The sequence below is a fragment of the Aliidongia sp. genome, from assembly GCF_035943795.1.
In the GTDB taxonomy this organism is placed as follows: Bacteria; Pseudomonadota; Alphaproteobacteria; order ATCC43930; family CGMCC-115725; genus Aliidongia.
In genome coordinates this window covers 28053-52856 of sequence record NZ_DASZBY010000112.1, presented here as the reverse complement: position 1 = coordinate 52856, position 24804 = coordinate 28053, and the positions used below count along the sequence as shown (strand labels likewise).

The window sequence follows — 24804 nt, the reverse complement described above, 5'->3', positions numbered from 1 at the left end:
TCAGTTCAAGAACATCGCCAAGCAGTTGGCCCAGCTGGTCAAGGACGCCTCGTACCAGGGCCTCAACCTGCTGACCAAGACTTCCACGACGCTGACCACGCAGTTCTCCGAGCGGACGGCGGCGACCTTCACCATCAATGGCTTCTCCTACACTTCGACGGTCGCGGGCAACGGCAACTCGCTGTTCACGGCCGCGACCATCGCCTTCAAGTCCGATGGCACGCTCAACTTCTCGAACGTCATCGCCTCGTCGGCGAACGGCGCCGGCACGATCACGGGCTTCTCGTCGCTCAATCTCACCAGCCAGTCCGGCACCATCACGGTCTCGCAGGCGGAAGCCATCTTCACCGCCAGCGACAATCGTCTCGATGCGGCGATCAGCCAGAACAACGCCCTGACGGCGGCGCTGGGCACGAACGTCAACATCCTCCAGGCACGGTCGAACTTCAGTGCCAGCTATTCGTCCACGCTCTCGGGCGGCGGCGACAAGCTGACCCTTGCCGACTTGAACCTCGAGGCGGCGAATTCCCAGGCTCTGACGCTGCGTCAGCAGATCGGCATCCAGTCGCTGTCGGTCACCGGTACGCAGAACTCCTCGATCCTGACGCTGCTCCGCTAACGAGCGACGCCCAGGCGACGACCCAGGAAGGGCTCCCGGTCTCGGGGGCCCTTTCTTCGTTCGGGCCGGATGTCGCGGGGCGAAGCCCCTGTGCAATGGTTTCCCGCTTCGGGCGTTCCTACAGGGAAGGTGGCCGGTTTCACCGCCGCCCTGCTCGTTGGAGGAATCAAGCTCATGGCCCGTTCTGCCATTCTATTTGCCGCCGCCCTGTCGGCCCTCGCTGCCGGTCCCGCACTCGCCCAGGTCGGCGCGCCGCTGCAGACGCCGATGCCGGGCGCCGGAACCATCACGGCACCGGACGAGATCCGCTATTGCCTGTGTGCCCATCAAAGCGTGGATATTCTCGGCGCCCGCGTCGCGGCCGAAACCGCCCGCCATCAGGAAGTCCAGGACCGGCTCGCGGCCCTCGACAAGCAGATGGCCGACAGCAAGGCGAACGTCGACGTGAACCAGCCGGACCAGGTCGAGGCCTATCGCCGCCTGGTCGAGGCGCGCGAGAAGACCATGGCGGAATTCTACTATGAACTGACGCCGCGCCTGCAGCAGCTCGTCGCCCGCTACAATGCCAGTACGGCGGCCTACAACGCCTCCTGCACGACCCGAAGCCTGGACGCGTTGATGCTGGAAAACGTCAAGGCCACGCTCAGCTGTCCGGTCGAGCCCTGATCGGCGCTACAGGCCCGGCCACTCGTTCGGCCGGTCGAGCGGATAGACCGGCCGGCGCAACCGTTCGAACTGCAGCAGATCATTGTTGGACGTAGTGACCCCGTCGCCGTCGCAGGTAACGGTCGCAGTGCCGATCGGCGCGAAGCCGGCGCGGTAGTGAATGCGCGATTTCAGCACCAGATAGCGCTTGGCCCGCGGATCGATGCCGACCGACGTGAAGACCCCCAGGTCCCAGGGCTCGTGGTGGCGCGAGACGACGACGATCTCGACCGAACCGATCTGCAGCACCGCGGTCTTGCCCATCATCACCGTGACGCCGGTATACATCGGGCCCCGGCAGATCCATTCGCCGTCCGACACCAGCTTGACCTTGCCGGTGACCGTCAGCGGTGCGCCGTCAAGGCCGATCGACGGCATGTCGGTCTTGCCGCCCAGCGCCAGCGTCACGGTGCTGCCGACGCCGGCCTGCGCCATTTCTTCGACCGCGGCCGGGTCCCACACGGCCGCGACCGCGACGTCCGGCAGATCCTGGCGCAGGACTTCGGCGATCACGGTCATGACATCCTGGGTGCCGCCGGAGCCGCAATTGTCGGCATGGTCGAGCAGTAGCACCGGGCCGACGTCGATCCTTCTCGCGCGCCCGATCGCTTCGACGAGAGGTTCGTGGCGATAGATGAACTCCTCTTTCTGCCGCCAGGCCTGGTCGAGCAGCCGGTCGCGGGTTTCGGCGGCGGCATCAGCATCGCCATCGGCCACGACGACCGCCGACAGGCCGGCGTCGGGCATATCGGCGAGCGGGAAGCCGCCGAACACGGTCGCGGCCAGGATCGGTCCTGTCTCGGCCGAGCGCGCGGCCTCGACCAGGCCTTTCATCGGCTCGTCGTCGGTGCCCATGCGCAGGGTCTGGGCCAGGATCGGCCGGTTGCCCCAGGCCATGACCGGCGCGACCTTGCCGGCCAGCGCGTCCAGCAGGATGCGCCCGACCTGCCGGCCGACGACATGCATGTCGACGTGGGGGTAAGTCTTGTAGCCGATGAGCGCGGTGCAGTTCTCGACCATCTTGCGGGTCAGGTTGGCGTGCAGGTCGCAGGTGACGGCGATCGGCAGGGCCGGCGCCAGGGCGCGAATCCGCTCCAGCAGCGTGCCTTCGCCGTCCGGCGTGCCTTCGGCGACCATCGCGCCGTGCAGGTCGAGCATGGCCCCGTCGATCCCGCCGCGGGCGACCGCCTCCAGGATCGGATCGGTCAGACGCCGATAGGCGTCAGCCGAGACGATCCCGCTCGGCATGGCTTCGGCTGCGATCGGGCTGACGATGTCCGCACCGGCCGATTCGGCGAGTTCGATATAGGCACCGATCGGCATGGCCGTGCCGCGATAGGCCTTCACGACCTCGGCGTCATGGAAGGCTCCCCAATCGACGAAGCGCTGCCAGGGCGTCGCGATCGGCGAGAAACTGTTGGTTTCATGCTTCATCATCGCGATCAGCAGGCGCATGGGCAGGATCCTCCGGGTGTTATCGCTCGCCGTACAATTCGTCCGGCGACTTTTCCACGGCGGCGATGACCTGCCAATCACCGTCGCGGGCCGCCCGGTAAAAACAGGAGCGGCGGCCGGTATGGCAGGCGACACCGGTCTGATCGACCAATGCCAGCATGGTATCGCCGTCGCAATCCAGGCGCAGCTCGACGAGGCGCTGGACCTGGCCCGAGGTCTCGCCCTTGCGCCAGAGCGCGGCGCGCGAGCGCGACCAATAGCAGACGCGCCCGGTCTCCAGAGTTTCGACGACGGCGTCCCGGTTCATCCAGGCCATCATCAGGATCTCGCCGGTGTCATGCTGCTGGGCGATGACGGGCACGAGGCCGGCCGCGTCGAACGAAATTTCGCCCATCAGGCCGGCGGCGGAAACAGGTGGGGCAGGCGGGTTCATGCCGCGGAAATCCTCAGATCGGGTGAGCCGACAGTTGAACGTCCCGGGATGGCGAACGCAAGGGCTGCGGCGTCGCGGCGGCCATTCCATGTCGCGCTGCGGCATTCATTCTTGCGGCAGTGCGGCAGGCTTGTGTTCGCCGACGCGTTTCGATAGCTTCCGCTGGCGGTTCGGCTGGGCAACAATAGAACAATAAAACAGTTCAACCGGGTATTTTCGGGGAGGGCGCCGGAGGCGTGAGCGACTACATCCTAGAGACTCAGGGGCTGACCAAGGACTTCTTGGGATTCACCGCCGTCAAAAGCGTGAACCTCCAGGTGCGCCGCGGCACGATCCATGCGCTGATCGGACCGAACGGTGCCGGCAAGACCACGGTCTTCAACCTGCTCACCAAATTCCTGAGGCCGACCAAGGGCACCATCACTTTCAAGGGTGAGGACGTCACCTGGGTCAAGCCGGCCGATGTCGCGCGGCGCGGCATGGTCCGTTCGTTCCAGATCTCGGCCGTCTTTCCGAACCTGAGTGTGCGCGAGAACGTGCGCGTGGCGCTGCAGCGCCCGCTCGGTAATTCCTTTCACTTCTGGCGCAATCAGTCGGTGCTCGATCGGCTGAACGAGCGGGCCGAGGAACTGGTCTGTGCCGTCGGGCTGGAAGAGTTCATCAAGCATGATGCGGGCGAACTCGCCTATGGTCGCAAGCGCGCGCTCGAAATCGCGACAACTCTGGCGCTCGATCCCGAGATGCTGCTGCTCGACGAGCCTATGGCTGGCCTCGGTACCGAGGACATCGGCCGCATTTCGGCGCTGATCAAGAGCGTCGCCCAAAATCGTACGGTCCTGATGGTCGAGCATAACCTGTCGGTCGTGGCCGACCTGTCGGACCGCATCACGGTGCTGGCGCGTGGCGAGATCCTGGCCGAAGGCGTCTATGCCGAGGTATCGGCCAATCCCGCCGTGATCGAAGCCTATGTGGGGACGGGGCATGCCTGACGCATCCGCCGCGACGACGACGCTGCTCAAGGTTGCCGACCTGCATGGCTGGTACGGCGAGTCGCACATTCTGCACGGCATGAATTTCGAGATCCGCCAGGGCGAGGTCGTGACCCTGCTCGGGCGCAACGGGGCCGGCAAGACCACGACCCTGCGCGGGATCATGGGCATGCTGGGCCGCGCCCAAGGCTCGATCCAGTTCGAGGGCCACGAGATGTGCGGCCTGGCGTCCAACAAGATCGCCAAGCACGGCATCGCCTATTGCCCGGAAGAGCGGGGCATCTTCGCCAGCCTGTCGGTCGAGGAAAACCTGACGCTGCCGCCGATCGTCCGACCGGGCGGCATGACGGTGCCGGAAATCTACGAGATCTTCCCGAACCTTCTGGAACGGCGCCGGAGCCCTGGCACCAAGCTGTCGGGCGGCGAGCAGCAGATGCTGGCGATCGGCAGGATCCTGCGCACGGGCGCCAGCCTCCTGCTGTTCGACGAGCCGAGCGAGGGTCTGGCCCCCGTCATCGTCCAGCGCATCGGCGAGGTGATCCGGACCCTGAAGGCCAAAGGGTTCACCATTCTGCTGGTCGAGCAGAATTTCCGCTTCGCCTCGACCGTCGCCGACCGTCATTACGTGGTCGAGCACGGCACCGTCATCGATATGATCAAGAACAGCGAAATCGCCGCCAACGCGGACAAGCTGCATACATATCTGGGCGTCTGACCGAGGCGTCACGGGGCGCCGGTCCATAGCAGAAAATAGCCGTCAAAGGGGAGAAACAGGCATGCGTCTTCAAGGAATTTCGGCATTGCTCGCGGCGACCGCGCTCGCATCGGGCTTCGCCATGCCGGCTTCGGCCGAGACCATCAAGCTGGGCGTGCTGAACGACCAGTCCGGCGTCTACACCGACCTCTCGGGGCCGGGTGGCGTCGATGCGGTCCGCATGGCGGTCGAGGATGCCGGCGGCGCCATCAACGGCAACAAGATCGAGATCGTTTCGGCCGATCATCAGAACAAGCCCGACATCGGCACCTCGATCGCGCGCCAATGGTACGACCAGGACCATGTCGACGCGATCTTCGACGTGCCGAATTCCGGCGTGGCGCTCGCAGTCCAGGAAGTGGCGCGCGAGAAGCACAAGATCGTCATCTTCTCCGGCCCGGCCGCCTCGGACCTGACGGGGGCCAAGTGCTCGCCGGTCGGCGTCCACTGGACCTATGACACCTATGGCCTGGCCAAGGGCACCGGCGCCGCCGTCACCAAGTCCGGCGGCGACAGCTGGTTCTTCCTGACCGCCGACTATGCGTTCGGCCAGGCGCTAGAGCGAGATACCGCGGCGGTCGTGACCGCGAACGGCGGCAAGGTGCTGGGCGAAGTCCGCACCCCGCTGGCATCGCCCGACTTTTCGTCCTTCCTGCTGCAGGCCCAGGCCTCGAAGGCCAAGATCATCGGCCTCGCCAATGCCGGTGGCGATACCATCACCTCGATCAAGCAGGCGTCCGAGTTCGGCATCAGCTCGGGCGGCCAGAAGCTCGCCGGCCTGCTGGTCTTCCTGTCGGACGTCAATTCGCTCGGGCTGAAGACCGCCCAGGGCCTGGAACTGACCGCGTCTTTCTACTGGGACCTGAACGATCAGACCCGCGCCTTCTCGAAGCGCTATTTCGAGCGCAACAAGAAGGAGCCGACGATGGTGCAGGCCGGCCTCTATGGGGCCGCCAAGCATTACCTGGAAGCGGTGAAGTCGGCCGGCTCGACCGATGCCGACAAGGTGATGGCGGCGATGCGCGCCAATCCGGTCAACGACTTCATGACCAAGGACGGCAAGGTGCGCGAAGACGGCAAGGTCGTGCGCGACATGTACCTGTTCGAGGTCAAGAAGCCTGAAGAATCGAAGGCGCCGTGGGATTATTACAAGCTCATTCGTCAGATCCCGGCCGCCGAGGTGACGCGGCCGGTCGAAGAGAGCGCATGCCCCCTGCTCAAGAAGGGTTGATCAACCGGCGCGGTCCCGCGCTTGCTGCGGGACCGTGCCTCGCTTCTGGTCGTCGAGGTAGGACGTTCGATCCATGTACGTGATTCCATTGCTGGGCATTCCGCCGCAGGTGCTGTTCGGCCAATTGCTGCTGGGCCTGATCAACGGCGCCTTTTACGCCATGCTCAGCCTTGGGCTCGCCGTCATCTTCGGCCTGCTGAACATCATCAACTTTGCCCATGGCGCGCTCTACATGATGGGCGCGTTCGTGGCCTGGCTGATGCTGGAATATCTGGGCATCGGCTACTGGCCGGCGTTGATCCTGAGCCCGCTTCTGGTGGGCGCGTTCGGCGTGCTCCTGGAAAAGGCGTTTCTGCACAGGATCTACAAGCTCGATCACCTCTACGGCCTGCTGCTCACGTTCGGCATGGCGCTGATCATAGAGGGGCTGTTCCGGAACTATTACGGCGTTTCGGGCCAGGCCTATGACGCGGTGCCGGACCTGCTGAAGGGCGGCTTCAATCTGGGCTTCATGTTCCTGCCGATCTACCGCGGCTGGGTCGTCGTGGCCTCGCTCATCATCTGCTTCGGCACCTGGTTCGCGATCGAACGGACCAAGCTCGGCTCTTATCTGCGGGCCGCGACTGAGAATCCCAAGCTGGTCCAGGCCTTCGGCATCAACGTGCCGCGCATGATCACGCTGACCTACGGCTTCGGCGTGGCACTCGCCGCGATGGCCGGCGTGCTGGCGGCGCCGATCTATCACGTGAGCCCGCTCATGGGCTCCGACATCATCATCGTCGTGTTCGCGGTCGTCGTGATCGGCGGCATGGGATCGATCGTCGGCGCCGTGGTCAGCGGCTTCGGCCTCGGCCTCATCGAGGGCATGACCAAAGTGTTCTATCCGGAGGCGTCCAACACGGTGATCTTCGTCGTCATGGCGATCGTGCTGCTGGTCAAGCCGGCCGGCCTGTTCGGGAAGGCGGCATGATGGCCAGCGTGAACATTCAATCGGCTGCTGCCGCGCCCGGAAGCAACAACATGGTTCGGCTGGGCGTCGTGGCCCTGCTGGTGCTGGCCATTGCCGCCCCGTTCGGCCTCTACCCGATCTTCCTGATGAAGGCGCTGTGCTTCGCGCTGTTCGCCTCGGCCTTCAACCTGCTGTTGGGCTACGGCGGCCTGCTGTCGTTTGGCCATGCTGCGTTCTTCGGGGGTGCGGCCTATGTCACGGCCCATGTCGTCAAGGTCATGGGCTGGCCGCCCGAACTGGGCCTGATCGCCGGCACCGCGTTCGCGGCCGTGCTGGGGCTCTGCTTCGGCTGGCTCGCCATCCGGCGCCAGGGCATCTACTTTGCCATGGTGACCTTGGCGCTAGCCCAGATGCTGTATTTCGTGGCGCTCGAAGCGAAGTTCACCCACGGCGAGGACGGCATCCAGGCCGTGCCGCGCGGCAAGTTCCTGGGGCTGTTCGACCTGTCCGATACGTTCACCATGTATTATTTCGTGCTGGCGATCGTCGTGCTGGCCTTCTGGCTGATCTACCGGACGGTCCATTCGCCCTTCGGCCAGGTCCTGAAGGCGATCCGCGAGAACGAGCCGCGCGCCATTTCTCTGGGCTACCGGGTCGACCACTACAAGCTGCTGGCCTTCACCTTGTCGGCCGGCCTCGCCGGCCTCGCGGGCTCGACCAAGGCGCTGGTGTTCCAACTGGCGTCGTTGACCGACGTGGATTGGCGCATGTCGGGCCAGGTCGTGCTGATGACGCTGGTCGGCGGCGTCGGCACCATCTTCGGCCCGCTGGTCGGCGCCTTCATCCTCGTGACCATGGAGAATTACCTGGCGCAGTTCGGCTCCTGGGTCACCGTGATCCAGGGCCTGATCTTCGTGGTCTGCGTGCTGACCTTCCGCAAGGGCGTCGTCGGCGAGATCGGCGAACTGATCCGCCGCGCCAAGGGCGAGCGCCAGCGTGGCGGCGGCGGCGGGCATTGAAACGGGTCGTCGGCCGCCCTCGTTAGAGCTTGAACCCGGCTGCCACCGCGTCCTCCCGAAACATCTTGACGGTTTCCAGCGAGTACTCCTGGAGATCCTTGCCGACCAGGGCCAGCTTCTTCAGCACGTCGGCGGTCACGGTGATGATGTGGCAGCCGATGCTGGCGGCGTGGAAGATGTTCAGGAGTTCGCGAGGGCTGGCCCAGATCAGTTCCTGCCGGGGAAACCGGCGCACGATCTCGACGGCTTCGGCCATGACGGGCAGCGGATCGATCCCGGTATCGGCGATGCGGCCGGCGAATACCGAGATGTTGCTGGGGGCGTGATCTTCCAGCGCGTCGCTCACCCGGCGAACCTGGTCGAGCGTCATGAGCGCCGTCACGTTCAACTGGACCTTCCGCGCGGCCAGGCGGCGCTGTAGTTCGTAGGTCGGTTGCCCCAGCGTGTTCGTCACCGGGATCTTCACATAGACGTTGGCACCCCAGCCGGCGATCTTCTGCGCCTGCCGCTCCATTTCAGGCATGTCGTCGGAGAAGACCTCGAACGAGATCGGCCGGTCTGTGACATGGGTCAGGATATCTTTGGCGAAGGCTTCGTAATCGACGATGCCGGCCTTGCGCATCAAGGTCGGGTTCGTGGTGAAACCGCTGATGCCCGGGTCGGCATGGAGCCGCAGGATGTCCGCCTTGTCGGCGCCATCGGCGAAGATCTTGATGTTCGGCACCGTGCTCATGGCGAGAACCCTTCATGCTGTCGTGCTGTGGCGAGGATCCAGGAAACGGCTGCGTGGAGATCTGAAGCGACGTGGTCGGGCGCTTCGGGCCGACGCTCGTGATAGGTGCGGTCGATGAAGACGGTCCAGCAGCCGGCGCTGCGACCGGCTTCGACGTCGCGCCACCGGTCGCCGACCATGAAGCTGCTTTCCAGGTCGATCGACAGGATGGCTGCCGCTTCGGTCAGGAGACCGGGCTTCGGCTTGCGGCAAGCGCAGGCGTCGCGATCCTCGTGGTAGCAGGTACGGGCCTCGTCGAGGCCGAGCGTCGTCAGCAGGGCGGCATTGGTGCGCTCGACAAAGCTCCTGCTGGTTTCGCCCCGCGCCACATCAGGCTGGTTGGTGACCAAGACGAGCAGGAGGCCGGCCTTCTTCAACGAGGTGCAAGCCTGTCTGACCCCGTCGAGGATGACGGCTGGCTCGCTTTCCGTGATCGCATAGGGGCGGCCATCGCGCACGGCGGTCGCGATCAGGACACCATCGCGATCCAGAAACACGGCCGGTCGTTTTGTCACAGGAAACATGGCCGCTCGCTCACGGCACCGGAGCCGAGACGGATTCCCATTTCGTCTGGGCCGATTTCAATTTCGGGTGAGAGACCAGCAGATGCCAGACGACTGCCTGCAGTCCTTCGGTATGCGGCGTCACCAGGTCGGCATCGATGATCGGGACGACGACGCAGGCATCGGCGACCTGCCTGGTATAGCCGCCGTCGCGACCGACGATGCCGAAGATCGCTGCGCCCAGTTCTTTAGCCATTTGCAGGCACCGCACCAGATTGACGCTGACCGATTTCTCCAGATCGCCGCCGCCGACCGAGAATACCAGGATGGCGTCCTCGGCCTTGAATCGACTGGCCTTCAATGTATTGGCATAGGCGGTTTCCCAGCCGTCGTCGTTGATGCGCGCGGTCAGTTCGGACACATTGTCGGTCGGCGAATAGGCTTCGATGCCGACGATCTTGCGAAAATCATTCACCGCATGCGACGCGTGGCCGGCGCCACCGCCCGAACCGATGATGAACAGCCGACCGCCCCGTGCCTTGACCGCCACGAGACCATCGACGATCGCTTCCATGGCCGCCTGATCGAGCCGGCTCACGAGATCGAGGGTCTGCTGAATGAATTTTGCGGAAAATGTCGACACGAGCGTTCCCCAGATCGCGGTCGCCGTTGGACGGCGTTTTTGGTCGTCGGTCGCAACCGACTGAGAAAAGATGGAATACCATAGTTTATAATCGATCAACGATTGAGACCCGCGGTCCTTGACGTTCCTGTTTGAACACTAGATTCGACCCGATCGGGTTCGAGGCATACAAGGTGATGGGCGTGCCTGTCCGTCACGCGGATGGAGTGCAGCGCTTCATGTTTCGGGTTGGCCTTCGTCCGTCCGTCGTCTTCCTCATGTTTCTTTCCGGAATTCTGCCGTCGGCAATCGCATCGCCTGCGGGCGTTCCCGTCCCACCCTGCACCGGCCTCACCGCGATGCCCGCTTTCCCGGCTCTCGGAGCGCGGCCGACCATCGCGGTCTGGCGCGCCGATACGCTGGACCGCGCGGCACGGGCGCCGACGTGCCTCGGCTGGCCTAACTTCGATTTTTCGACCGTGTTGGCGATTGCTGGTCGTTTCCGCCATCCGGGCGGGGTGGATGCCATGCTCGCGGAATTTGGCCGGGTCTCGAGCATGAGCGGCCTCAAATACTGGTCGATCAGTGACGAGCGCTGGCAGGTGCTGGTCGAGCGGTCGGAGGCGGTCACCGGTCCCGATCACCCAGAGGTTCGCCCGGATTTCACGCCGGCCGAATTGCAGCCCGGCCGGGATCTCTATTTCCGGCAGCGCGAGAACCGCGGCAGCGGCGACATCGTGTATCGCCTGCATGTGCTGGCGAGCGGCCCCGACGGCTTCTCGGTCGACCTCGCCAATGCCAGCGGCATCGACTTCATGTTCTTCCGGCTGTTCGCGCCGGGCGACCTGCGCTCGGTCTATTTCTTTCAGCGGCTCGGCGGCGACGAGTGGGGATATTGGGCGGTCGGCGGCACCCATCTGGGTATGACCGGCGTGTTCGGCGCCCATATCGGCTCGTTCGAGAATCGCGCGATGGCGCTCTATCGACATTTCGCCGGCGTTCCCGACGACCAGGAACCGCCGGCGGCTATCGAGGAGTAAGGCCGATCAGCTGCGCCACTGCAGGGTGCGCGGCTTGATCGGATTCTCGAACGGCCGGTTCTCTTCCTGCGCTCGGACGAATTCGTTCTTCAGGCGGAAATACCAGCGCGCCTGCACGTCCGGATCGCCCAGCAGCAGAAGCTGCGGATTGTGCTGCAGGCCCAGTTGCTGCTGGGAGATGACGTCGCGATCCTGCTTCAGGAACGTGCGCACGAACGGCCAGAACAGCGGCCGGAGTATCGTCAGGATCCTGGCGTTCCAGAATACCGAGTGATTGATCTCGGTCTCGAATTCGCTGATCGGTGTCAGGGTCGTCAGATGGCACATGACGCTGCCGCCGACCTTGATGTGCTCGTAGCGCACGCCCGGCAGCTGGAACACGATCTCGGTGCCTTCCGGCTTGCCCAGCAGGAAGTTCAACAATTTGTAGGCGCGCGAGTTGGACGACGGCGGATGGCGCACCATGGTGAAGCCGAACGGCGAGGGGGCGAACTGCTTCGCCTTGTTCCGGATCGACTTGGTCGAGCGCCAGAACCAGGCCTTGTGGATGAAGGTCGCGTGCGCCGGATCGACCAGGCCCACCACCGAATGATCGATGCTGCCGTCGAACATCATGGTGACGATCATCTTCGGCGTCTGGCCTTCGAGCTCGGGCAGCACCGGCACCGGCGGCGCGAATTCGGGCTTGTCGCCGAAGAAGATCCAGATGCCGCCTTGGACCTCCTGCACCGGATAGGAGCGGACCTTGACCTTGGACAGCTCCGGCTTCTGCTCGTCGACCAGGGTCGGGATGTCGGTGCAGACGCCCGACGGCGCGAAGCGCCAGCCATGGTAGCAGCATTCGATCTCGCAACCGTCGAACTTGCCGAACCGCAAGGGAATGCCACGGTGCGGGCAGATGTCGACCAGGGCGAACACCTGGCCCTCCTTGTCGCGGCCGATCACGACCGGCTCGCCCAGCAGGGTTTTCGGCACCATGTCGCCGTTCTTCAGTCGCTCGCTCGGCAGGGCGTAGTACCAGGCGTCACGAAGCGGCGGCGTGCTTTGAGCGTCCAAGGGGTTCACTCGTTATGATGAAGAAAACGATCGTCGGCCGGACACTACAGGCAGGCGTGCGTCGACGGAAGCGGCCAATGGCTTGATCACGGCGCTGCTTCGGGCTACCTCCTCTAGGCCATGCGTCTTTTCCGGCATCATGCCCCCCTCCCAGCCGACGCGACCGGCGCCGTGCTGGCCCTCGGCAATTTCGACGGCGTGCATCGCGGCCACCAGACGGTGATCGCGGCGGCCGGCGCCATTGCGCGCTCGCTCGGCGCGCCCCATGGCGTGCTGACGTTCGAGCCGCATCCGCGTCAGGTGTTTCGGCCCGACGATGCGCCGTTCCGCCTGACCCCGCTCCGCGTCAAGGCGCGCGAGATCGAGGCGCTGGGCGCCGACCTGCTGTTCAGCCTGCATTTCGACAAGGAATTCGCCCAGCGCACGGCCGAGAATTTCGTCGAGGAGATTCTGGCCGGCGCGCTTGCCGTCCGCCACGTGGTCGTGGGCTATGATTTCGTGTTCGGCCGGGGCCGGGCCGGCACGGTCGCATTTCTGAAGGACATGGGCGCGCGCCACGGCTTCGGCGTCGATGTCGTGGCGGCGGTGGCCGAGGATGGCGCCGAAGTCATCTCGTCGACCCGGATCCGCGAGCATCTGGTCGCCGGTCGCCCGACCGATGCCGCCCGCCTGCTGGGCCGCGCCTGGGAGATCGACGGGCGGGTCGAGCACGGCGACGCGCGCGGCCGCACCATCGGCTTTCCCACGGCCAACGTGATGCTGGCGGACTATCTGCGGCCCGCCGCCGGCGTCTATGCGGTGCGCGTCGGGATCGAGCGCGACGCCGCGGCCGAATGGATCGACGGCGTCGCCAACATCGGCATGCGCCCGACGGTCGGCGGCACGGATCTACGTTTGGAAGCCCATCTGCTCGACTTTTCCGGCGATCTCTACGGCAGCCAGATCCGCGTGGCGCTCATCGACTTCATCCGGCCCGAACGGAAGTTCGCCAGCTTCGACGAGCTGAAGCAGCAGATCGCCGCCGATGCGCTCGAAGCGAGAGCCCTTCACGGCAGAACGCCTTCGGCAGGCCGATAAGTCCCCGCGATCATCCACGATCCGCTTTGAGGATGAGATAGATCGCCCTTTCGTCTCGGTTGAATTCGTTGCTCGCGGTCGACGCCGTGCAGATGCGCCTGCTCGTATTTCGCTACTGAGTCAGAGCTCGGACGTGGGCGTCGCGGTGCCGAGGCCGAGCGACCACATGAGGGCGGCAATGGCGCCCTTGAACGTCGGCAGCAGAAGGGCGGTCAGGGCGAGCGTCAGCGGCAGGAACAGGCTGATGGCGAGCGGGGTCGACATATCGTGTTGCTCGGCCACCAGCATCAACGGCACGACGATGTGGCCGACCACCAGGATAGTGAAATAGGCGGGCACGTCGTCGGCCCGGATGCCTTCGAAATGCTCGCCGCAATGGGGGCAGGCGTCGGCCAGCTTCAGGATGTTGCGCCAGCCCGGCTTGAACATGCGGCCGCGACCGCATTGCGGGCACGATCGGCGGAGGCCGCGCATCACCGCGGTCATCGTGCTGGGGCGCACCACGGTATCGATGTAGGTCATGACAGCGGCTCCAGGCCGGACGGGGCACTCAGGCTCTGAGAAATAAACCTCGCAGGCCGCGGATGCGAGGGACGCGGCTGTGGCGTTTGCGCACAGCAGATGCGTGCCGGTCGACCGGTGTGACCCGGGCGCGGGGGGAGGCGGCGCGCTCCTCTCTTTGACGGATGCCGTAAAGCGGCCATAATCCGGTCCGAATTTCCCGCACCCTGGGACCAAGCTGACTGGCCCCGTCGACCACAGACGATGACTTTGGAGAAAGAGGATATGCGCAAGGTTCTCATCAGCGCGCTCTGCGCGGTGACGCTCGCCGCCTGTGTCACCCAGCCGAGCCAGCAGGGCTATGCACCGCCGGGTGAGGTCGGCATGAACAAGACGACCGGAGGTGCGCTGGTCGGCGCCGGCCTCGGCGGCCTGGCCGGCTCGCAACTGGGCCATGGCTCCGGCAAGATCGCGACGACGGCGCTCGGCGTCGTGCTCGGCGGCCTGCTGGGTGGCTCGGTCGGCGCCTCGCTCGATCGCGCAGATCAGGCGGCACTCGACCGCAGTACCCAGAGCGCGCTCGAGAGCGCGCCGACCAACCAGCCGGTCCAGTGGCAGAACCCGGATAGCGGCCATTACGGCACGATCGTTCCGGTGCGCACCTACCAGCCGCAGCCGGGCAACTACTGCCGCGAGTTCCAGCAGACCATCGTGATCGGCGGCCAGAGCCAGCAAGCCTATGGCACCGCATGCCGTCAGCCCGACGGCACCTGGCAGATCCAGCAGAGCTGAGCCAACTTCTCCGCCGAGCGAACGGGCGGCTCCGGCGACGGAGCTGCCCGTTTCTTCCAGCACCTACGCCGCCTCGAAAAATCCGCGGGTCAGGCGCAGGTCCTCGACGAACCGGCCATATTCCTCGGCCTTCGCCGCTTCGTCGGGCAGGCGCAGCAGGTACGAAGGATGGACGGTGATCAGGGCCTGGGTGCGGCCCTGTCCGGCGTCGAGCAGCCGGCCGCGGCTCTTGCCGACCGGCATCGCCTTGCCGAACAATGACTGCGCCGCCGTAGCGCCCAGGGCCACGATCAGGCGCGGCTGGACCAGATCGATCTCCCGATCCAGCCAGAACCGACACGCCTTGATCTCGGAGCCGCCCGGCTTCTGATGGATCCGGCGCTTGCCGCGCAGTTCGAATTTGAAATGCTTCACCGCATTCGTCACATAGGCATGGGTGCGGTCCACGCCCGCCTCAGCGAGCGCGCGGTCGAACAGGCGGCCGGCCGGACCGACGAAGGGATGGCCTTCCAGGTCCTCCTGGTCGCCCGGCTGCTCGCCCACGAACAGCACCGGCGCGTCGGGCGGGCCTTCGCCGAACACGGTCTGCGTGGCCGGTTCCCAGAGCGGGCAGGCCCGGCATCCCGCTGCTTCGGCGCGTAACGCGCCGAGCGAACCTGCCTCGGCTTTCGGCGGTTCGGCCGCGCGGTGCGGATGATGCGGGCGCGCGTTCGGCGCCGTCGGTCCATCCGTCACCATCTCGTTCATCCTCCGTTGGGCATGTTCGATCAAGGGATGAATGAGCGAGGCCTCGGGCAGGTTTCGCCAATATTTCACCGGCATCTCGGCGTGCATGGCGCCGATCTTCAGCCGTGCCGGGTTGAAGATGCTTGCGTAATAGCCGCGCCACAGATCCTCCAGAGCATCGTCGCCCGGCGCGTCGGCCTTGCGGGCGCCGGGGCCAATGGCGAGGTCGGCGCCGTCCCAATGGGCGCTCGCCTCGGGCGTCAGGATCGACCAGTTCATGGCGGTGAAGCGGCGCATGAAGAACGGCGCGTTGGCTTCCAAAATATGATGCTCGGGTTCGAACCAGGCGACGTACCAGTCGGCCTCGTCGAGCTTCGTCCGGCGGAAACGCACGAACGCGCGCATCTTGTGAATGTCGCGGCGGACCGATTTCGCCATACCCTGGACCTGCGCCACATCCGGATCGATCGCGACCTCGAGCAGGCGTGGTTCGTCGCGCAGCCGCCAGAGCAGCCGATAGAGATGGGCGAACCGCTCCGGATCGCGATGCAGCAGGGCGGTCTCGGCCAAGGAGACGAATGCGCGGGGCACGGTGAACGAGGGCGATTCTCCGCCGGGCGGCACCAGGTTGCCCGCGCCGAACAGGTCGTCCTCCGCTGCCGTCGACCAGAAGATCTCGCCCGGTGGCACGCCACGACCGAGCAGCTGGCGGGCGGCACGGCGCCAGCCGTCGAAATCGATTTCCCCAGCGAGCGCCACCGTCGGCACCGGATTAAAGCGCCAGGGCGAGCTGGCGCGGCGGCGGGACGAGCCGGGTCTTCAGGTCCAGCCGGTCGACCAGCCCGTGCGGGCTATGATCCGGGAAAATCAGGAACGGCAGCACCTTCGCGACCGTGACATGGAGGCGCGAAAGGTCGCCGACCCGCACCGCCCGCACGCGCCGGGCGGCCAGGATCCGGTCGACCGCCGTCTTGCCGAGACCGGGCACGCGCAACAGCTCACTCCGGTCGGCGCGATTGACGTCCAGCGGGAAGCGGTCGCGATGACGCAGCGCCCAGGCGAGCTTCGGGTCCATGTCGAGCGCCAGGTGGCCGTCGGCGCCCTCGATAATCTCCCCGGCCTCGAAGCCATAGAAGCGCATCAGCCAATCGGCCTGGTACAGCCGGTGCTCGCGCACCAGCGGCGGCGCCTGGGGCGGCAGGATCCGGCTCGCGTCCGGGATCGGGCTGAAGGCAGAGTAATAGACGCGCTTCAGGTGGTAAGAGCCGTAGAGATTGGCGCTGGTGGCGAGGATCGTCCGGTCGTCGATGCCGTCGGCGCCGACGATCATCTGCGTGCTCTGGCCAGCGGGCGCGAAGGCCGGCGCGCGCCGTTCCGCCTTCGCCTCGTCGATCCGGCTGCGCATCCGGCCCATGGCGCGGCGGATCGCCCGCACGTCCTTTTCCGGCGCCAGCCGCTGCAGGCTCGCCTCGGACGGCAGCTCGATGTTGATCGACAACCGATCGGCGTAGAGCCCCGCCTCGGCCAGCAGCTCGTCGCTGGCATCGGGAATGGTCTTCAGGTGGATGTAGCCCCGGAAATGATGGTCGAGCCGCAGGCTGCGCGCGACGCGGACCACCTGCTCCATGGTGTAGTCCGGCGAGCGGATGATGCCCGAGGACAGGAACAAGCCTTCGATATAGTTGCGCCGGTAGAAATCGAGCGTCAGCTGAACGACTTCCTCGACGCTGAAACGGGCGCGCGGCACGTTGCTGGAGGAGCGGTTGACGCAATAGAGGCAGTCGAACGCGCAGGCGTTGGTCAGCAGCACCTTGAGCAGCGAGATGCAACGCCCGTCCGGCGCATAGGAATGACAGATCGCCCCCTCGGTCGAGCCAATGCCTTTGCCGCCGATCGAGTCGCGTTTCTGCGTGCCGCTCGACGCGCAGGACGCATCATATTTGGCGGCGTCGGCGAGGATGGTGAGCTTCTGTTTGAGGTCCATGCACCATAGTTGTTCTGTTTTTGTTCTATGGCAAGGGGCTATTAAGTTGTTTGCGCGAAGGTCGTTTTCGCCTTAGGATTCTGTCGTGCCGACACCGGTACTTCTACGTGAGAGTCCTGGCTCTCTTAAATCGATGAAAATTGACGATGTTTTGATCGAGCGACGGTCAGGAAAACCGATTGCCCAAGGGCGCCTCACGGTCTCTGGCTTGTACTCGATTCCCGATCATCACTTGGTTAGTTGGCAGCTTGATCGTCCTGGCATCGGCCTGCGGGCCGTGGCCGCCTCAGAGCCCGATGACAACGGCCTATCATTGTCGACCCTGCTCGGCATCGGCTTGTCGATCGTAGGTCTCTCTCTGGAATCGATCGGCGACTTCTTGACTTGCCGGGACGAACTGCGACTTACGTTGAGCGGTAGGCGTGTCGCCGTGCTCGCCGTTTCGGAGGATTTGGCCGGATCGAAGGTAATTTATGCCATTGATCGAGCCGATCTGACGCTTCGTGTCGGGCTCACCGGGCTTGGGTTGGCCGTGACTGGTGTGCTCGGTTCAGTCGAGACCGGCCAAGCTGCTGCCGAGCCGGGGATCTGCTTCACGGCAGAAAGCACCCTTTCGTGGACGATGCTTACGTTGCTGGGGCTACCCCTCGCATCTCGCCGCTTGGAATTCGTCGGCAAAGCGGCGTGGCCGATCAAAACCAAATTGTCGCGCGGATCGTTGGCTCGCCTCGCGGCTTTGCTTGGCGGCCCTCGGGTGCGCCGGTCGAAGCGCGAATTCGGAATCATGCTCCGTGCATTTGCCAAACAGATCAACGCCGACATCAGTTTCGATACGATCCAGGGCGATGAAGAAGATGGTGCCTGCTTCGAGGGTTGCTATCGCGTCAATTCGACCGAATGGAAGGTCTTTTGCTTTGTTCGCCGGGAAGGTGTTCAGCCTGAAGTCATGACTGACGCTACTTTCAGCAGCGGCATCAAGGGCATTCAGGTTTGGCACCCGCCCTACCGAGCCTTGAACCGGCGCGTGGTAAAGAAAATCATGGCGGATATCCTTGGAGTCCGGGAGTGGGTCGAGACGATCGGACCCGACTCCCTGGCGCTGAAATAGAACGCGATCCGAAACGTTCCGGCCATTTATCGAGATGTTGCCGGGACATCTCGCCTCAGGACGCGGCAGCGAACCGAGCCAAGTGATGGTCCGCGTCGCCGAACGTGCGGTCGATCAGGGTGATGCGTTTGAAATAATGGCCGCCGGCATATTCGTCGGTGATGCCGATGCCGCCGTGCATCTGGACCGAGGATTGGCCGATCAGCCGGCCGGAGCGGCCGATCTGCACCTTGGCGGCGGAGACCGCGCGCGTACGCTCGGACACGTCCGGATCGTCGGCCCGCTCGCAGGCCAGGATCGCCAGGGAGCGGGCCTGCTCCAGCGCCACTTCCATGTCGACCATCCGGTGCTGCAATACCTGGAACGCGCCGATCGGCTGGCCGAACTGGGTGCGGGTCTTCAGATAGTCGAGGGTCAGCGCGTTGAGTGCCTGCATGGCACCGACCGCCTCGGCGCACAGATAGGCGATGGCGCGATCGACCGCGTGGGTCACGGTCGGCAGTGCCTGGCCGATCTCGCCGATCCGGGCCGCGGCGGGCACGCGGACGCGGTCCAGCACCAGGTCGGCGGCACGGGTGCCGTCGATGTTCGGATAGGCCCGGATGCCGAGGCCGGCGGCGTCGCGCGGCACCAGGAACAGCGAGATGCCGTCGACATCGCTCGCGGCGCCGGAGGTCCGCGCCGATACCAGGAACCGATCGGCGACATCGCCGCCCAGCACGACCGCCTTGGCGCCGGTCAACAGATGGTCGTCGCCCTCGGCCACGGCCTCGGTCTCGACATGGGCAAGGGTATAGCGCGACTTGGGCTCGCCATGGGCCAGCGCCAGGAACAGTCCGCCGGCGACGACCTGCGGCAGCAGTTCGGCCTTCTGCGCGTCGCTGCCGGCCAAGCCGAGAATCCCGGCGCCCAGCACGACCGTCGGCAGATAGGGTTCGACGACCAGCGCGCGCCCGAAGGCTTCGGCGACGACGGCGATGTCGCCCATGCTGCCGCCCAGCCCGTCATGCTCCTCGGCGATGCCGAGCCCCGTCAGGCCCAGTTCGGCGAAGGTCGCCCACATCGGCCGGGAAAAGCCGTCGGGGCCGGCGATGATCTTCTTGCGATCTTCGAAGCCGTAGCGTTCGCGCACCAGCCGGTCGGTCGTCTCCGCCAGCATGCGCTGGGTCTCGGACAGGGTGAAATCCATGGTGCCGCCGCTCCTCTCACAGACCCAAGAGCGACTTGCTCAGGATATTGCGCTGGATCTCGTTCGATCCGCCATAGATCGAAACCTTGCGATAATTGAAATAGGTCCCTGCCAGCGGGGCCGCATAGTCGGGGCCGATCGGCTCGCCGTTCCAGCCGGGCTCGAGCGCGTCCGGATCGAAGGGCAGGGCGTAGGGACCGACCGCTTCCATCATCAGCTCGGTCAGGCCCTGCTGCACCTCGGAGCCCTTGATCTTGAGCATGTTCGCCTCGGCGCCCGGCGCCTGGCCGCTCTTCTCGGCGGCGATCATCCGCAGGTTGGTGATCTCGAGCGCCATCAGCTCGATCTCCAGCGCCGCGATCTTCTCGCGAAACGCCTTGGTCTCGATCAGCGGCACGCCGTCGACCAGCTCGGAAGTGGCGATCGCCTTCAGCCGGCGCATCTCGCGCTTGGCCTGGCCGACCCGCGCGATGCCGGAGCGTTCGTGAGACAGCAGGAACTTGGCATAGGTCCAGCCCTTGCCGGGCTCGCCCACGATGTTCTCCCGGGGCACGCGCACGTCGTCGAAGAACACCTCGTTGACCTCGTGTTCGCCGTCGATCGTGATGATCGGGCGCACGGTGATGCCGGGCGAGTTCATGTCGATCAGCAGCATCGAGATGCCCTCCTGCTTCTTCACGGTCGCGTCCGTGCGCACCAGGCAGAAGATCAGGTCGGCATGCTGGGCAAGCGTGGTCCAGGTCTTCTGGCCGTTCACTACCCAATGGTCGCCGTCGAGCGTCGCCTTGGTGCGAAGCGACGCGAGATCGGAGCCGGAACCGGGCTCGGAGAAGCCCTGGCACCACCAATCTTCGCCCGACAGGATGCGCGGCAGATAATGCTGCTTCTGCGCGTCGCTGCCGAACGCGATCAGCACCGGCCCGATCATGTTGATGCCGAAGGCGACGATCGGCGGGGCGCCTTCCTCGGCCATCACCTCTTCATGGATGAAGCGCCTGACCGCGTTCCAGCCACAGCCGCCGTTGGCCACCGGCCAGTTGGGCGCGACCCAGCCGCGGCCCGCGAGCTTGCGGTGCCAGCTCAGGTAATCTTCCTTGCCCAGGCGCTTGTGATGCAGTACCCGGTCGCGCACCGCCGGATCCAGCTCGGCCTTGACGAAGGCGCGCACCTCGTCGGCGAACGCGCGCTCTTCCTCGGAATATCTGAGATCCATCGGCCGTTGCTCCCCGCCTGACGCTTTGATTCAAACGTTCGTTTGGTAGAACCTGTCGCCAAGCCGGCGAGCCGTCAAGTCCGGCGATAGACCGTCGGATCGGGAATACCGGCCTCGGCGAAGCCCTTGGCGCGCAGCTGGCAGGAATCGCAGGTGCCGCACGCCACGTTCGGCGGCGCCGGATCGTAGCAGCTGAGCGTCTGGCCGTAATCGACGCCGAGCGCCGTGCCGCGCCGGATGATCGCCGCCTTGTCGAGCGCCATGAGCGGCGCATGGATCTTGAGCCGCTGCTTGCCTTCCACGCCGGCCCTGGTCGCGAGATTCGCCAGCGTCTCGAACGCGGCGGTGAATTCCGGCCGGCAGTCGGGATAGCCCGAATAATCGAGCGCGTTCACCCCGATGAAGATGTCCTGGGATCCCACGACCTCGGCATAGGCCAGCGCGAAAGACAGGAAGATCGTGTTGCGCGCCGGGACATAGGTCACGGGGATTTCCGTATCGGGTGCCGACAGATCGCGGTCCTTGGGCACGGCGATGTCCGCGGTCAGGGCCGAGCCGCCGAATTGCCGGAGGTCGATCGCCGTTACGGCGTGATGCCTGATCCCAAGTGTGGCCACCACGCGCCGCGCCGCATCCAGTTCGATGCGATGGCGCTGGCCATAATCGAACGACAGGGCATGGACCTCGAACCCTTCTGCCTGGGCGATCGCCGCCACCGTGGTGGAATCGAGGCCGCCGCTGACCAGGACGATGGCATTCTTCATGGTGGCGGTCTCCCTCTGACGATCGGCGATGGCTCAGTCTCTAAGGGCTCGCGAGGCGAGCGGCAAGCCGGTCGGCCATTTTGCCCGCACGCATCGGGCGCGAAGGGGCCGGGCGAGCCACCTAACGGCGATTTAACTTGCTCCCGGCCGCGTCGCGGCTAGCTTCCTTCCGCCAAAGGGCGCCGTCGGGGTCACCAGGAGAACATACGTGCATCAATCGCTTCGTCTCACGGCTCTGGGCGTATCCCTGGCGACTTTGCTCGCCGCCTGCGCCGAGGCGCCGAGCCCGCCGCCGCAAGCGTCGGCCAAGGTCGATCTGCCGCCGCTGATCGACGTGAAGGATTTCTTCAAGAACCCGGAATCGGCCGGCTACCAGCTGTCGCCCCATGGCGAGTATCTGGCCTATCTGGCGCCGTGGAACAATCGGCTGAACGTCTGGGTCAAGCCGGTCGCCGGTGGCGAACCGGTGCGCATCACCAAGGACGAGACGCGCGACATCCGCTCGTTCACCTGGACGACCGACGACCGCATCGTCTATTCCCAGGACCTTTCGGGCGACGAGAATTTCAAGCTGTTCTCGATCAAGCGCGACGGCACCGGCATCATCAACCTGACGCCATGGGACAAGGTCCGCGCCGACGTAGTCGACGTGCCGCGCAAGGACCCGCGCCATATCCTGATCGAGCATAACCATCGCGACGCCAAGGTGTTCGACGTGTTCCGCGTCGATGTCGAGACCGGCAAATCGACCCTGCTGATCCGCAATCCGGGCGACGTGTCGGGCTATGTCACCGATCATCAGGGCGTCATCCGCATCGAGACCGTGACCGACGGCGTCAATGCCAAGATCCTCTATCGCCCGGACGCCAAGTCGAAATTCAAGACGGTGATCACGACCAACTTCCGGGAATCGGTCAATCCGCAGCTGTTCAGCTTCGACGACAAGAACCTGATCGCGACCTCGAATATCGGGCGCGACAAGCAGGCGCTGGTCGAGCTCGATCCGGCGACCGGCAAGGAACTCCGGGTCATCTACGAGAACCCGGAGGTCGACATCGACGGGGCGATCTCGTCGGAGGCGCGGCACAAGCTGACCGGCGCGGTCTACGAGACCGACAAGCAGCATTACGTGTTCTTCGATCCGACGCGCGAGGCGCTGCAGCACGATCTGGAGGCGAAGCTGCCCGGCGTCAACGTCTCGGTCGCCGGCACCGATCTCGACGAGAAGGTCTGGCTGGTCAAGACCTGGGGCGACCGTACCCGGGGCGACTATTATTTCTATGACGGCACGACCAGGAAGCTCGACCATCTGGCGTCGGTGACGCCCTGGATCGATCCGAAGCAAATGGCCGAGATGACGCCGGTGACCTACCAGGCACGCGACGGCCTGACCATTCATGGCTACCTGACGGTTCCGACCGGGGTCGAGACCCGGAACCTGCCGCTGATCGTCAATCCCCATGGCGGCCCCTGGGTGCGCGACAGCTGGGGCTTCGATCCGGAAGTGCAGTTCCTCGCCAACCGCGGCTATGCCGTGCTGCAGGTCAATTACCGCGGCTCGACCGGCTATGGCCGCAAGTTCTGGGAGGCGAGTTTCGGCCAGTGGGGCCGGTCGATGCAGGACGACCTGACCGACGGCGCCAACGACATGGTGAAGCGCGGCATCGCCGATCCGAAACGGCTCGGCATCTATGGCGGGTCCTACGGCGGCTACGCGACGCTCGCCGGCGTCGCCTTCACGCCCGACCTCTATGCCGCCGCGGTCGATTATGTCGGCGTCGCCAACCTGCTGACTTTCATGAGCACCATGCCGCCGTACTGGGAGCAGGGTCGCAAGATGCTCTACGAGATGGTCGGCAATCCGGAAGACCCGGCACAAAAGGCCAAGCTCGAAGCCGAATCCCCGATCAACAGCGCCGACAAGATCAAGACGCCGCTGCTGGTCGCACAAGGGCTGCACGACCCGCGCGTCAACAAGAACGAGTCCGACCAGATGGTGAAGGCGCTGCGCGCCCGTGGCGTGGACGTGCCTTACATGGTCAAGGACAACGAGGGCCACGGCTTCCACAACGAGGAAAATCGCTTCGATTTCTATCGCGCGATGGAGCAATTCTTCGGGCAGCACCTGGGCGGCCGCGTGGCGCCCGGCCAGGACGTGCTGGCGACGCTGAAGAACTGACGCCTCCGCCGAGAGGTCGGGAGCGGGGCGGGGCGGTTTCCGGCGCGCCCCGCGCCTGATTGCAAGCCGATCACCAGCGAGGGAGCCGATTGTTGGGCGTGTCCATCACGACTCGTCGAAAGCTCGCCTCGATCCTGCTGGCGATGATCGTCTTCGCGCTGTTCGCCGGCGTGACGACGCTCGCGGTCGGGCGGCCGGTCGAACTCGGGATCACCAACGCCGTCATGATCGGCTTCGGCGTCGGCGTGTTCGAGGAATTCTACGTGCAGGGACGGCGCGGTCGGTGGCTGCGCAGCCTGCCGCCGCTGCGAACCCTGCCGATCTATGTCGCGGTCGTCGTCGTGCTCTATCTGGTCGCCGTCCACGTTTCCCACCTCCTGTTGGGGCGGCTCGACGACTTGCCGACCGTCTATGCCCGGCTGCCCTGGGGCCTGTCGTTCTTCGCCATCTTCTCGGTCGTGGGCATCCTGCTGATCCGCGTCGCCCATTTCATCGGGATCAGGACGCTGTTGGATCTGGCGCTCGGCACCTATCACCGGCCGGTGCTGGAAAAGCGCGTGCTGCTGTTCCTCGACCTCCAGGGCTCGACCGCGCTCGGCGAGCAGCTGGGCGCCTTCGGCGTGCGCGAATTCGTCAGCAAATTCCTGTTCGACGTCTCGAAGCCGATCACCGATCATGGCGGCGACATCTACGACTACACGGGCGACGGGCTCATTGCTTCCTGGCGCTGGACCGATGCGCTCAGGAACGACCTGATCCTGCAGGCGATAGACGCCACCTTCGCCGCGGTGGCGCGCGAGCGCCCGGCCTATGAAACGCAGTTCGGCGCCTTTCCGGTGTTCCGCATCGGCGTCCATGGCGGCGACGTGGTGGTGAGCGAGCGGGGCGACACCAAGCGGTCGATCGGCATCTTCGGTGATGCGATCAACATCGCCGCGCGCATGGAGCAGGTCGCCAAGCAGCACCAGGTTTCCTGCGTCCTTTCCGCCACGATCGTCGAGGCGCTCGCAAGCCGTGCGGAGGTCGAGATGATCGGCCGGGAACTGGTCAAAGGCATCTCGACGCCCATCGGGATCTGGGTGCGCCACATCCGACCCGGCTGACGATCGTGCCGATCGTCGATC

Annotated in this window: 24 protein-coding genes and 1 pseudogene; 13 read left to right on the top strand and 12 right to left on the bottom strand. The window is 65.2% G+C overall.

Annotation, left to right across the window (positions count from 1 at the left end; genetic code table 11):
• Positions 1–619, top strand: a pseudogene (locus VGV37_RS22065) (hypothetical protein); the annotation flags it as partial.
• 174 nt (positions 620–793) lie between these two features.
• Positions 794–1285, top strand: a complete 492-nt coding sequence (locus tag VGV37_RS22060; RefSeq protein ID WP_326881921.1) for a hypothetical protein — start codon at positions 794–796, stop codon at positions 1283–1285.
• A 6-nt stretch (positions 1286–1291) separates the two neighbouring features.
• Here VGV37_RS22060 and VGV37_RS22055 read toward each other — a convergent pair whose 3' ends face one another.
• Together VGV37_RS22055 and hisI are read right to left on the bottom strand one after the other, a co-directional pair.
• Complete coding sequence (locus VGV37_RS22055) at positions 1292–2779, bottom strand: M81 family metallopeptidase (protein WP_326881920.1); 1488 nt, start codon at positions 2777–2779, stop codon at positions 1292–1294.
• A 19-nt stretch (positions 2780–2798) separates the two neighbouring features.
• The gene (hisI, locus tag VGV37_RS22050; RefSeq protein ID WP_326881919.1) at positions 2799–3212 is read right to left on the bottom strand and encodes a phosphoribosyl-AMP cyclohydrolase; all 414 of its coding nucleotides are present in this window, start codon (positions 3210–3212) and stop codon (positions 2799–2801) included.
• 236 nt (positions 3213–3448) lie between these two features.
• Between hisI and VGV37_RS22045 the strand changes: the two genes are divergently transcribed.
• The 5 genes from VGV37_RS22045 (at position 3449) to VGV37_RS22025 (ending at position 8154) form a co-directional block, all read left to right on the top strand.
• Entirely contained in the window at positions 3449–4201 is a 753-nt protein-coding gene (locus VGV37_RS22045) for an ABC transporter ATP-binding protein (protein WP_326881918.1), read from the top strand.
• Entirely contained in the window at positions 4194–4916 is a 723-nt protein-coding gene (locus VGV37_RS22040; RefSeq protein ID WP_326881917.1) for an ABC transporter ATP-binding protein, read from the top strand. Before VGV37_RS22045 ends, VGV37_RS22040 begins: the two co-directional genes overlap by 8 nt.
• A 61-nt stretch (positions 4917–4977) precedes the next feature.
• A complete protein-coding gene (locus VGV37_RS22035; RefSeq protein ID WP_326881916.1) occupies positions 4978–6186 on the top strand; it encodes an ABC transporter substrate-binding protein in 1209 nt (402 codons plus the stop codon).
• Between the two features lie 82 nt (positions 6187–6268).
• On the top strand, positions 6269–7156 hold the full coding sequence (locus VGV37_RS22030; protein WP_414638063.1) for a branched-chain amino acid ABC transporter permease: 888 nt from the start codon (positions 6269–6271) through the stop codon (positions 7154–7156).
• A gap of 50 nt (positions 7157–7206) precedes the next feature.
• A complete protein-coding gene (locus VGV37_RS22025) occupies positions 7207–8154 on the top strand; it encodes a branched-chain amino acid ABC transporter permease (protein ID WP_326881923.1) in 948 nt (315 codons plus the stop codon).
• 22 nt (positions 8155–8176) lie between these two features.
• On the opposite strand, the gene VGV37_RS22020 is transcribed toward VGV37_RS22025, so the two are convergent.
• The 3 genes from VGV37_RS22020 to VGV37_RS22010 are packed head-to-tail and all read right to left on the bottom strand — an operon-like array spanning position 8177 to position 10072.
• Entirely contained in the window at positions 8177–8887 is a 711-nt protein-coding gene (locus tag VGV37_RS22020) for a transaldolase (protein ID WP_326881915.1), read from the bottom strand.
• The gene (locus tag VGV37_RS22015; protein WP_326881914.1) at positions 8884–9450 is read right to left on the bottom strand and encodes an HAD-IIIA family hydrolase; all 567 of its coding nucleotides are present in this window, start codon (positions 9448–9450) and stop codon (positions 8884–8886) included. Before VGV37_RS22015 ends, VGV37_RS22020 begins: the two co-directional genes overlap by 4 nt.
• A gap of 10 nt (positions 9451–9460) precedes the next feature.
• Positions 9461–10072, bottom strand: coding sequence for a sugar isomerase (locus tag VGV37_RS22010; RefSeq protein ID WP_326881913.1), 612 nt, complete (start codon positions 10070–10072; stop codon positions 9461–9463).
• Between the two features lie 506 nt (positions 10073–10578).
• On the opposite strand from VGV37_RS22010, the gene VGV37_RS22005 reads away from it, so the two are divergent.
• Positions 10579–11091 (top strand): DUF6675 family protein, encoded by a 513-nt coding sequence (locus VGV37_RS22005; protein WP_326881912.1) that lies wholly within the window; start codon positions 10579–10581, stop codon positions 11089–11091.
• Positions 11092–11097: 6 nt separating this feature from the next.
• On the opposite strand, the gene VGV37_RS22000 is transcribed toward VGV37_RS22005, so the two are convergent.
• Complete coding sequence (locus tag VGV37_RS22000; protein WP_326881911.1) at positions 11098–12147, bottom strand: aromatic ring-hydroxylating dioxygenase subunit alpha; 1050 nt, start codon at positions 12145–12147, stop codon at positions 11098–11100.
• A gap of 120 nt (positions 12148–12267) precedes the next feature.
• On the opposite strand from VGV37_RS22000, the gene VGV37_RS21995 reads away from it, so the two are divergent.
• Positions 12268–13224, top strand: a complete 957-nt coding sequence (locus VGV37_RS21995; protein WP_326881910.1) for a bifunctional riboflavin kinase/FAD synthetase — start codon at positions 12268–12270, stop codon at positions 13222–13224.
• A 120-nt stretch (positions 13225–13344) separates the two neighbouring features.
• On the opposite strand, the gene VGV37_RS21990 is transcribed toward VGV37_RS21995, so the two are convergent.
• Positions 13345–13746: a DUF983 domain-containing protein gene (locus VGV37_RS21990; RefSeq protein ID WP_326881909.1), complete on the bottom strand. Its 402-nt coding sequence runs from the start codon at positions 13744–13746 to the stop codon at positions 13345–13347.
• Positions 13747–14010: 264 nt separating this feature from the next.
• Here VGV37_RS21990 and VGV37_RS21985 point away from each other — a divergent pair, with 264 nt between their 5' ends.
• On the top strand, positions 14011–14517 hold the full coding sequence (locus VGV37_RS21985; RefSeq protein WP_326881908.1) for an RT0821/Lpp0805 family surface protein: 507 nt from the start codon (positions 14011–14013) through the stop codon (positions 14515–14517).
• Between the two features lie 63 nt (positions 14518–14580).
• On the opposite strand, the gene VGV37_RS21980 is transcribed toward VGV37_RS21985, so the two are convergent.
• Both VGV37_RS21980 and VGV37_RS21975 read right to left on the bottom strand, forming a co-directional pair.
• Positions 14581–16002 carry a UdgX family uracil-DNA binding protein gene (locus tag VGV37_RS21980; protein ID WP_326881907.1) on the bottom strand — a complete coding sequence of 474 codons (1422 nt, stop codon included), beginning with the start codon at positions 16000–16002 and terminating at the stop codon, positions 14581–14583.
• Between the two features lie 13 nt (positions 16003–16015).
• On the bottom strand, positions 16016–17227 hold the full coding sequence (locus VGV37_RS21975) for a putative DNA modification/repair radical SAM protein (RefSeq protein WP_326881906.1): 1212 nt from the start codon (positions 17225–17227) through the stop codon (positions 16016–16018).
• A 133-nt stretch (positions 17228–17360) separates the two neighbouring features.
• Here VGV37_RS21975 and VGV37_RS21970 point away from each other — a divergent pair, with 133 nt between their 5' ends.
• Positions 17361–18335, top strand: coding sequence for a hypothetical protein (locus tag VGV37_RS21970; protein WP_326881905.1), 975 nt, complete (start codon positions 17361–17363; stop codon positions 18333–18335).
• A 55-nt stretch (positions 18336–18390) separates the two neighbouring features.
• Here the strand turns inward: VGV37_RS21970 and VGV37_RS21965 are convergent, their stop codons facing one another.
• From VGV37_RS21965 to queC, 3 genes are all read right to left on the bottom strand, one after another.
• Positions 18391–19524, bottom strand: a complete 1134-nt coding sequence (locus tag VGV37_RS21965) for an acyl-CoA dehydrogenase family protein (RefSeq protein WP_326881904.1) — start codon at positions 19522–19524, stop codon at positions 18391–18393.
• A gap of 16 nt (positions 19525–19540) precedes the next feature.
• On the bottom strand, positions 19541–20737 hold the full coding sequence (locus tag VGV37_RS21960) for an acyl-CoA dehydrogenase family protein (RefSeq protein WP_326881903.1): 1197 nt from the start codon (positions 20735–20737) through the stop codon (positions 19541–19543).
• Between the two features lie 74 nt (positions 20738–20811).
• A complete protein-coding gene (gene queC / locus VGV37_RS21955) occupies positions 20812–21501 on the bottom strand; it encodes a 7-cyano-7-deazaguanine synthase QueC (RefSeq protein WP_326881902.1) in 690 nt (229 codons plus the stop codon).
• 208 nt (positions 21502–21709) lie between these two features.
• Between queC and VGV37_RS21950 the strand changes: the two genes are divergently transcribed.
• Complete coding sequence (locus VGV37_RS21950; protein ID WP_326881901.1) at positions 21710–23680, top strand: S9 family peptidase; 1971 nt, start codon at positions 21710–21712, stop codon at positions 23678–23680.
• A gap of 98 nt (positions 23681–23778) precedes the next feature.
• Positions 23779–24783 (top strand): adenylate/guanylate cyclase domain-containing protein, encoded by a 1005-nt coding sequence (locus VGV37_RS21945; protein WP_326881900.1) that lies wholly within the window; start codon positions 23779–23781, stop codon positions 24781–24783.
• Positions 24784–24804: the final 21 nt, after the last annotated feature.

What these genes read in the sequence shown, in the direction of transcription:
- VGV37_RS22060 (WP_326881921.1), top strand. Translation starts at nt 794, where the DNA reads ATGGCCCGTTCTGCCATTCTATTTGCCGCCGCCCTGTCGGCCCTCGCT.
- VGV37_RS22055 (WP_326881920.1), bottom strand. Translation starts at nt 2,779, where the DNA reads ATGCGCCTGCTGATCGCGATGATGAAGCATGAAACCAACAGTTTCTCG.
- hisI (WP_326881919.1), bottom strand. Translation starts at nt 3,212, where the DNA reads ATGAACCCGCCTGCCCCACCTGTTTCCGCCGCCGGCCTGATGGGCGAA.
- VGV37_RS22040 (WP_326881917.1), top strand. Translation starts at nt 4,194, where the DNA reads ATGCCTGACGCATCCGCCGCGACGACGACGCTGCTCAAGGTTGCCGAC.
- VGV37_RS22035 (WP_326881916.1), top strand. Translation starts at nt 4,978, where the DNA reads ATGCGTCTTCAAGGAATTTCGGCATTGCTCGCGGCGACCGCGCTCGCA.
- VGV37_RS22025 (WP_326881923.1), top strand. Translation starts at nt 7,207, where the DNA reads ATGGTTCGGCTGGGCGTCGTGGCCCTGCTGGTGCTGGCCATTGCCGCC.
- VGV37_RS22020 (WP_326881915.1), bottom strand. Translation starts at nt 8,887, where the DNA reads ATGAGCACGGTGCCGAACATCAAGATCTTCGCCGATGGCGCCGACAAG.
- VGV37_RS22015 (WP_326881914.1), bottom strand. Translation starts at nt 9,450, where the DNA reads ATGTTTCCTGTGACAAAACGACCGGCCGTGTTTCTGGATCGCGATGGT.
- VGV37_RS22005 (WP_326881912.1), top strand. Translation starts at nt 10,579, where the DNA reads ATGCTCGCGGAATTTGGCCGGGTCTCGAGCATGAGCGGCCTCAAATAC.
- VGV37_RS21995 (WP_326881910.1), top strand. Translation starts at nt 12,268, where the DNA reads ATGCGTCTTTTCCGGCATCATGCCCCCCTCCCAGCCGACGCGACCGGC.
- VGV37_RS21990 (WP_326881909.1), bottom strand. Translation starts at nt 13,746, where the DNA reads ATGACCTACATCGATACCGTGGTGCGCCCCAGCACGATGACCGCGGTG.
- VGV37_RS21985 (WP_326881908.1), top strand. Translation starts at nt 14,011, where the DNA reads ATGCGCAAGGTTCTCATCAGCGCGCTCTGCGCGGTGACGCTCGCCGCC.
- VGV37_RS21975 (WP_326881906.1), bottom strand. Translation starts at nt 17,227, where the DNA reads ATGGACCTCAAACAGAAGCTCACCATCCTCGCCGACGCCGCCAAATAT.
- VGV37_RS21970 (WP_326881905.1), top strand. Translation starts at nt 17,361, where the DNA reads ATGAAAATTGACGATGTTTTGATCGAGCGACGGTCAGGAAAACCGATT.
- VGV37_RS21965 (WP_326881904.1), bottom strand. Translation starts at nt 19,524, where the DNA reads ATGGATTTCACCCTGTCCGAGACCCAGCGCATGCTGGCGGAGACGACC.
- VGV37_RS21960 (WP_326881903.1), bottom strand. Translation starts at nt 20,737, where the DNA reads ATGGATCTCAGATATTCCGAGGAAGAGCGCGCGTTCGCCGACGAGGTG.
- queC (WP_326881902.1), bottom strand. Translation starts at nt 21,501, where the DNA reads ATGAAGAATGCCATCGTCCTGGTCAGCGGCGGCCTCGATTCCACCACG.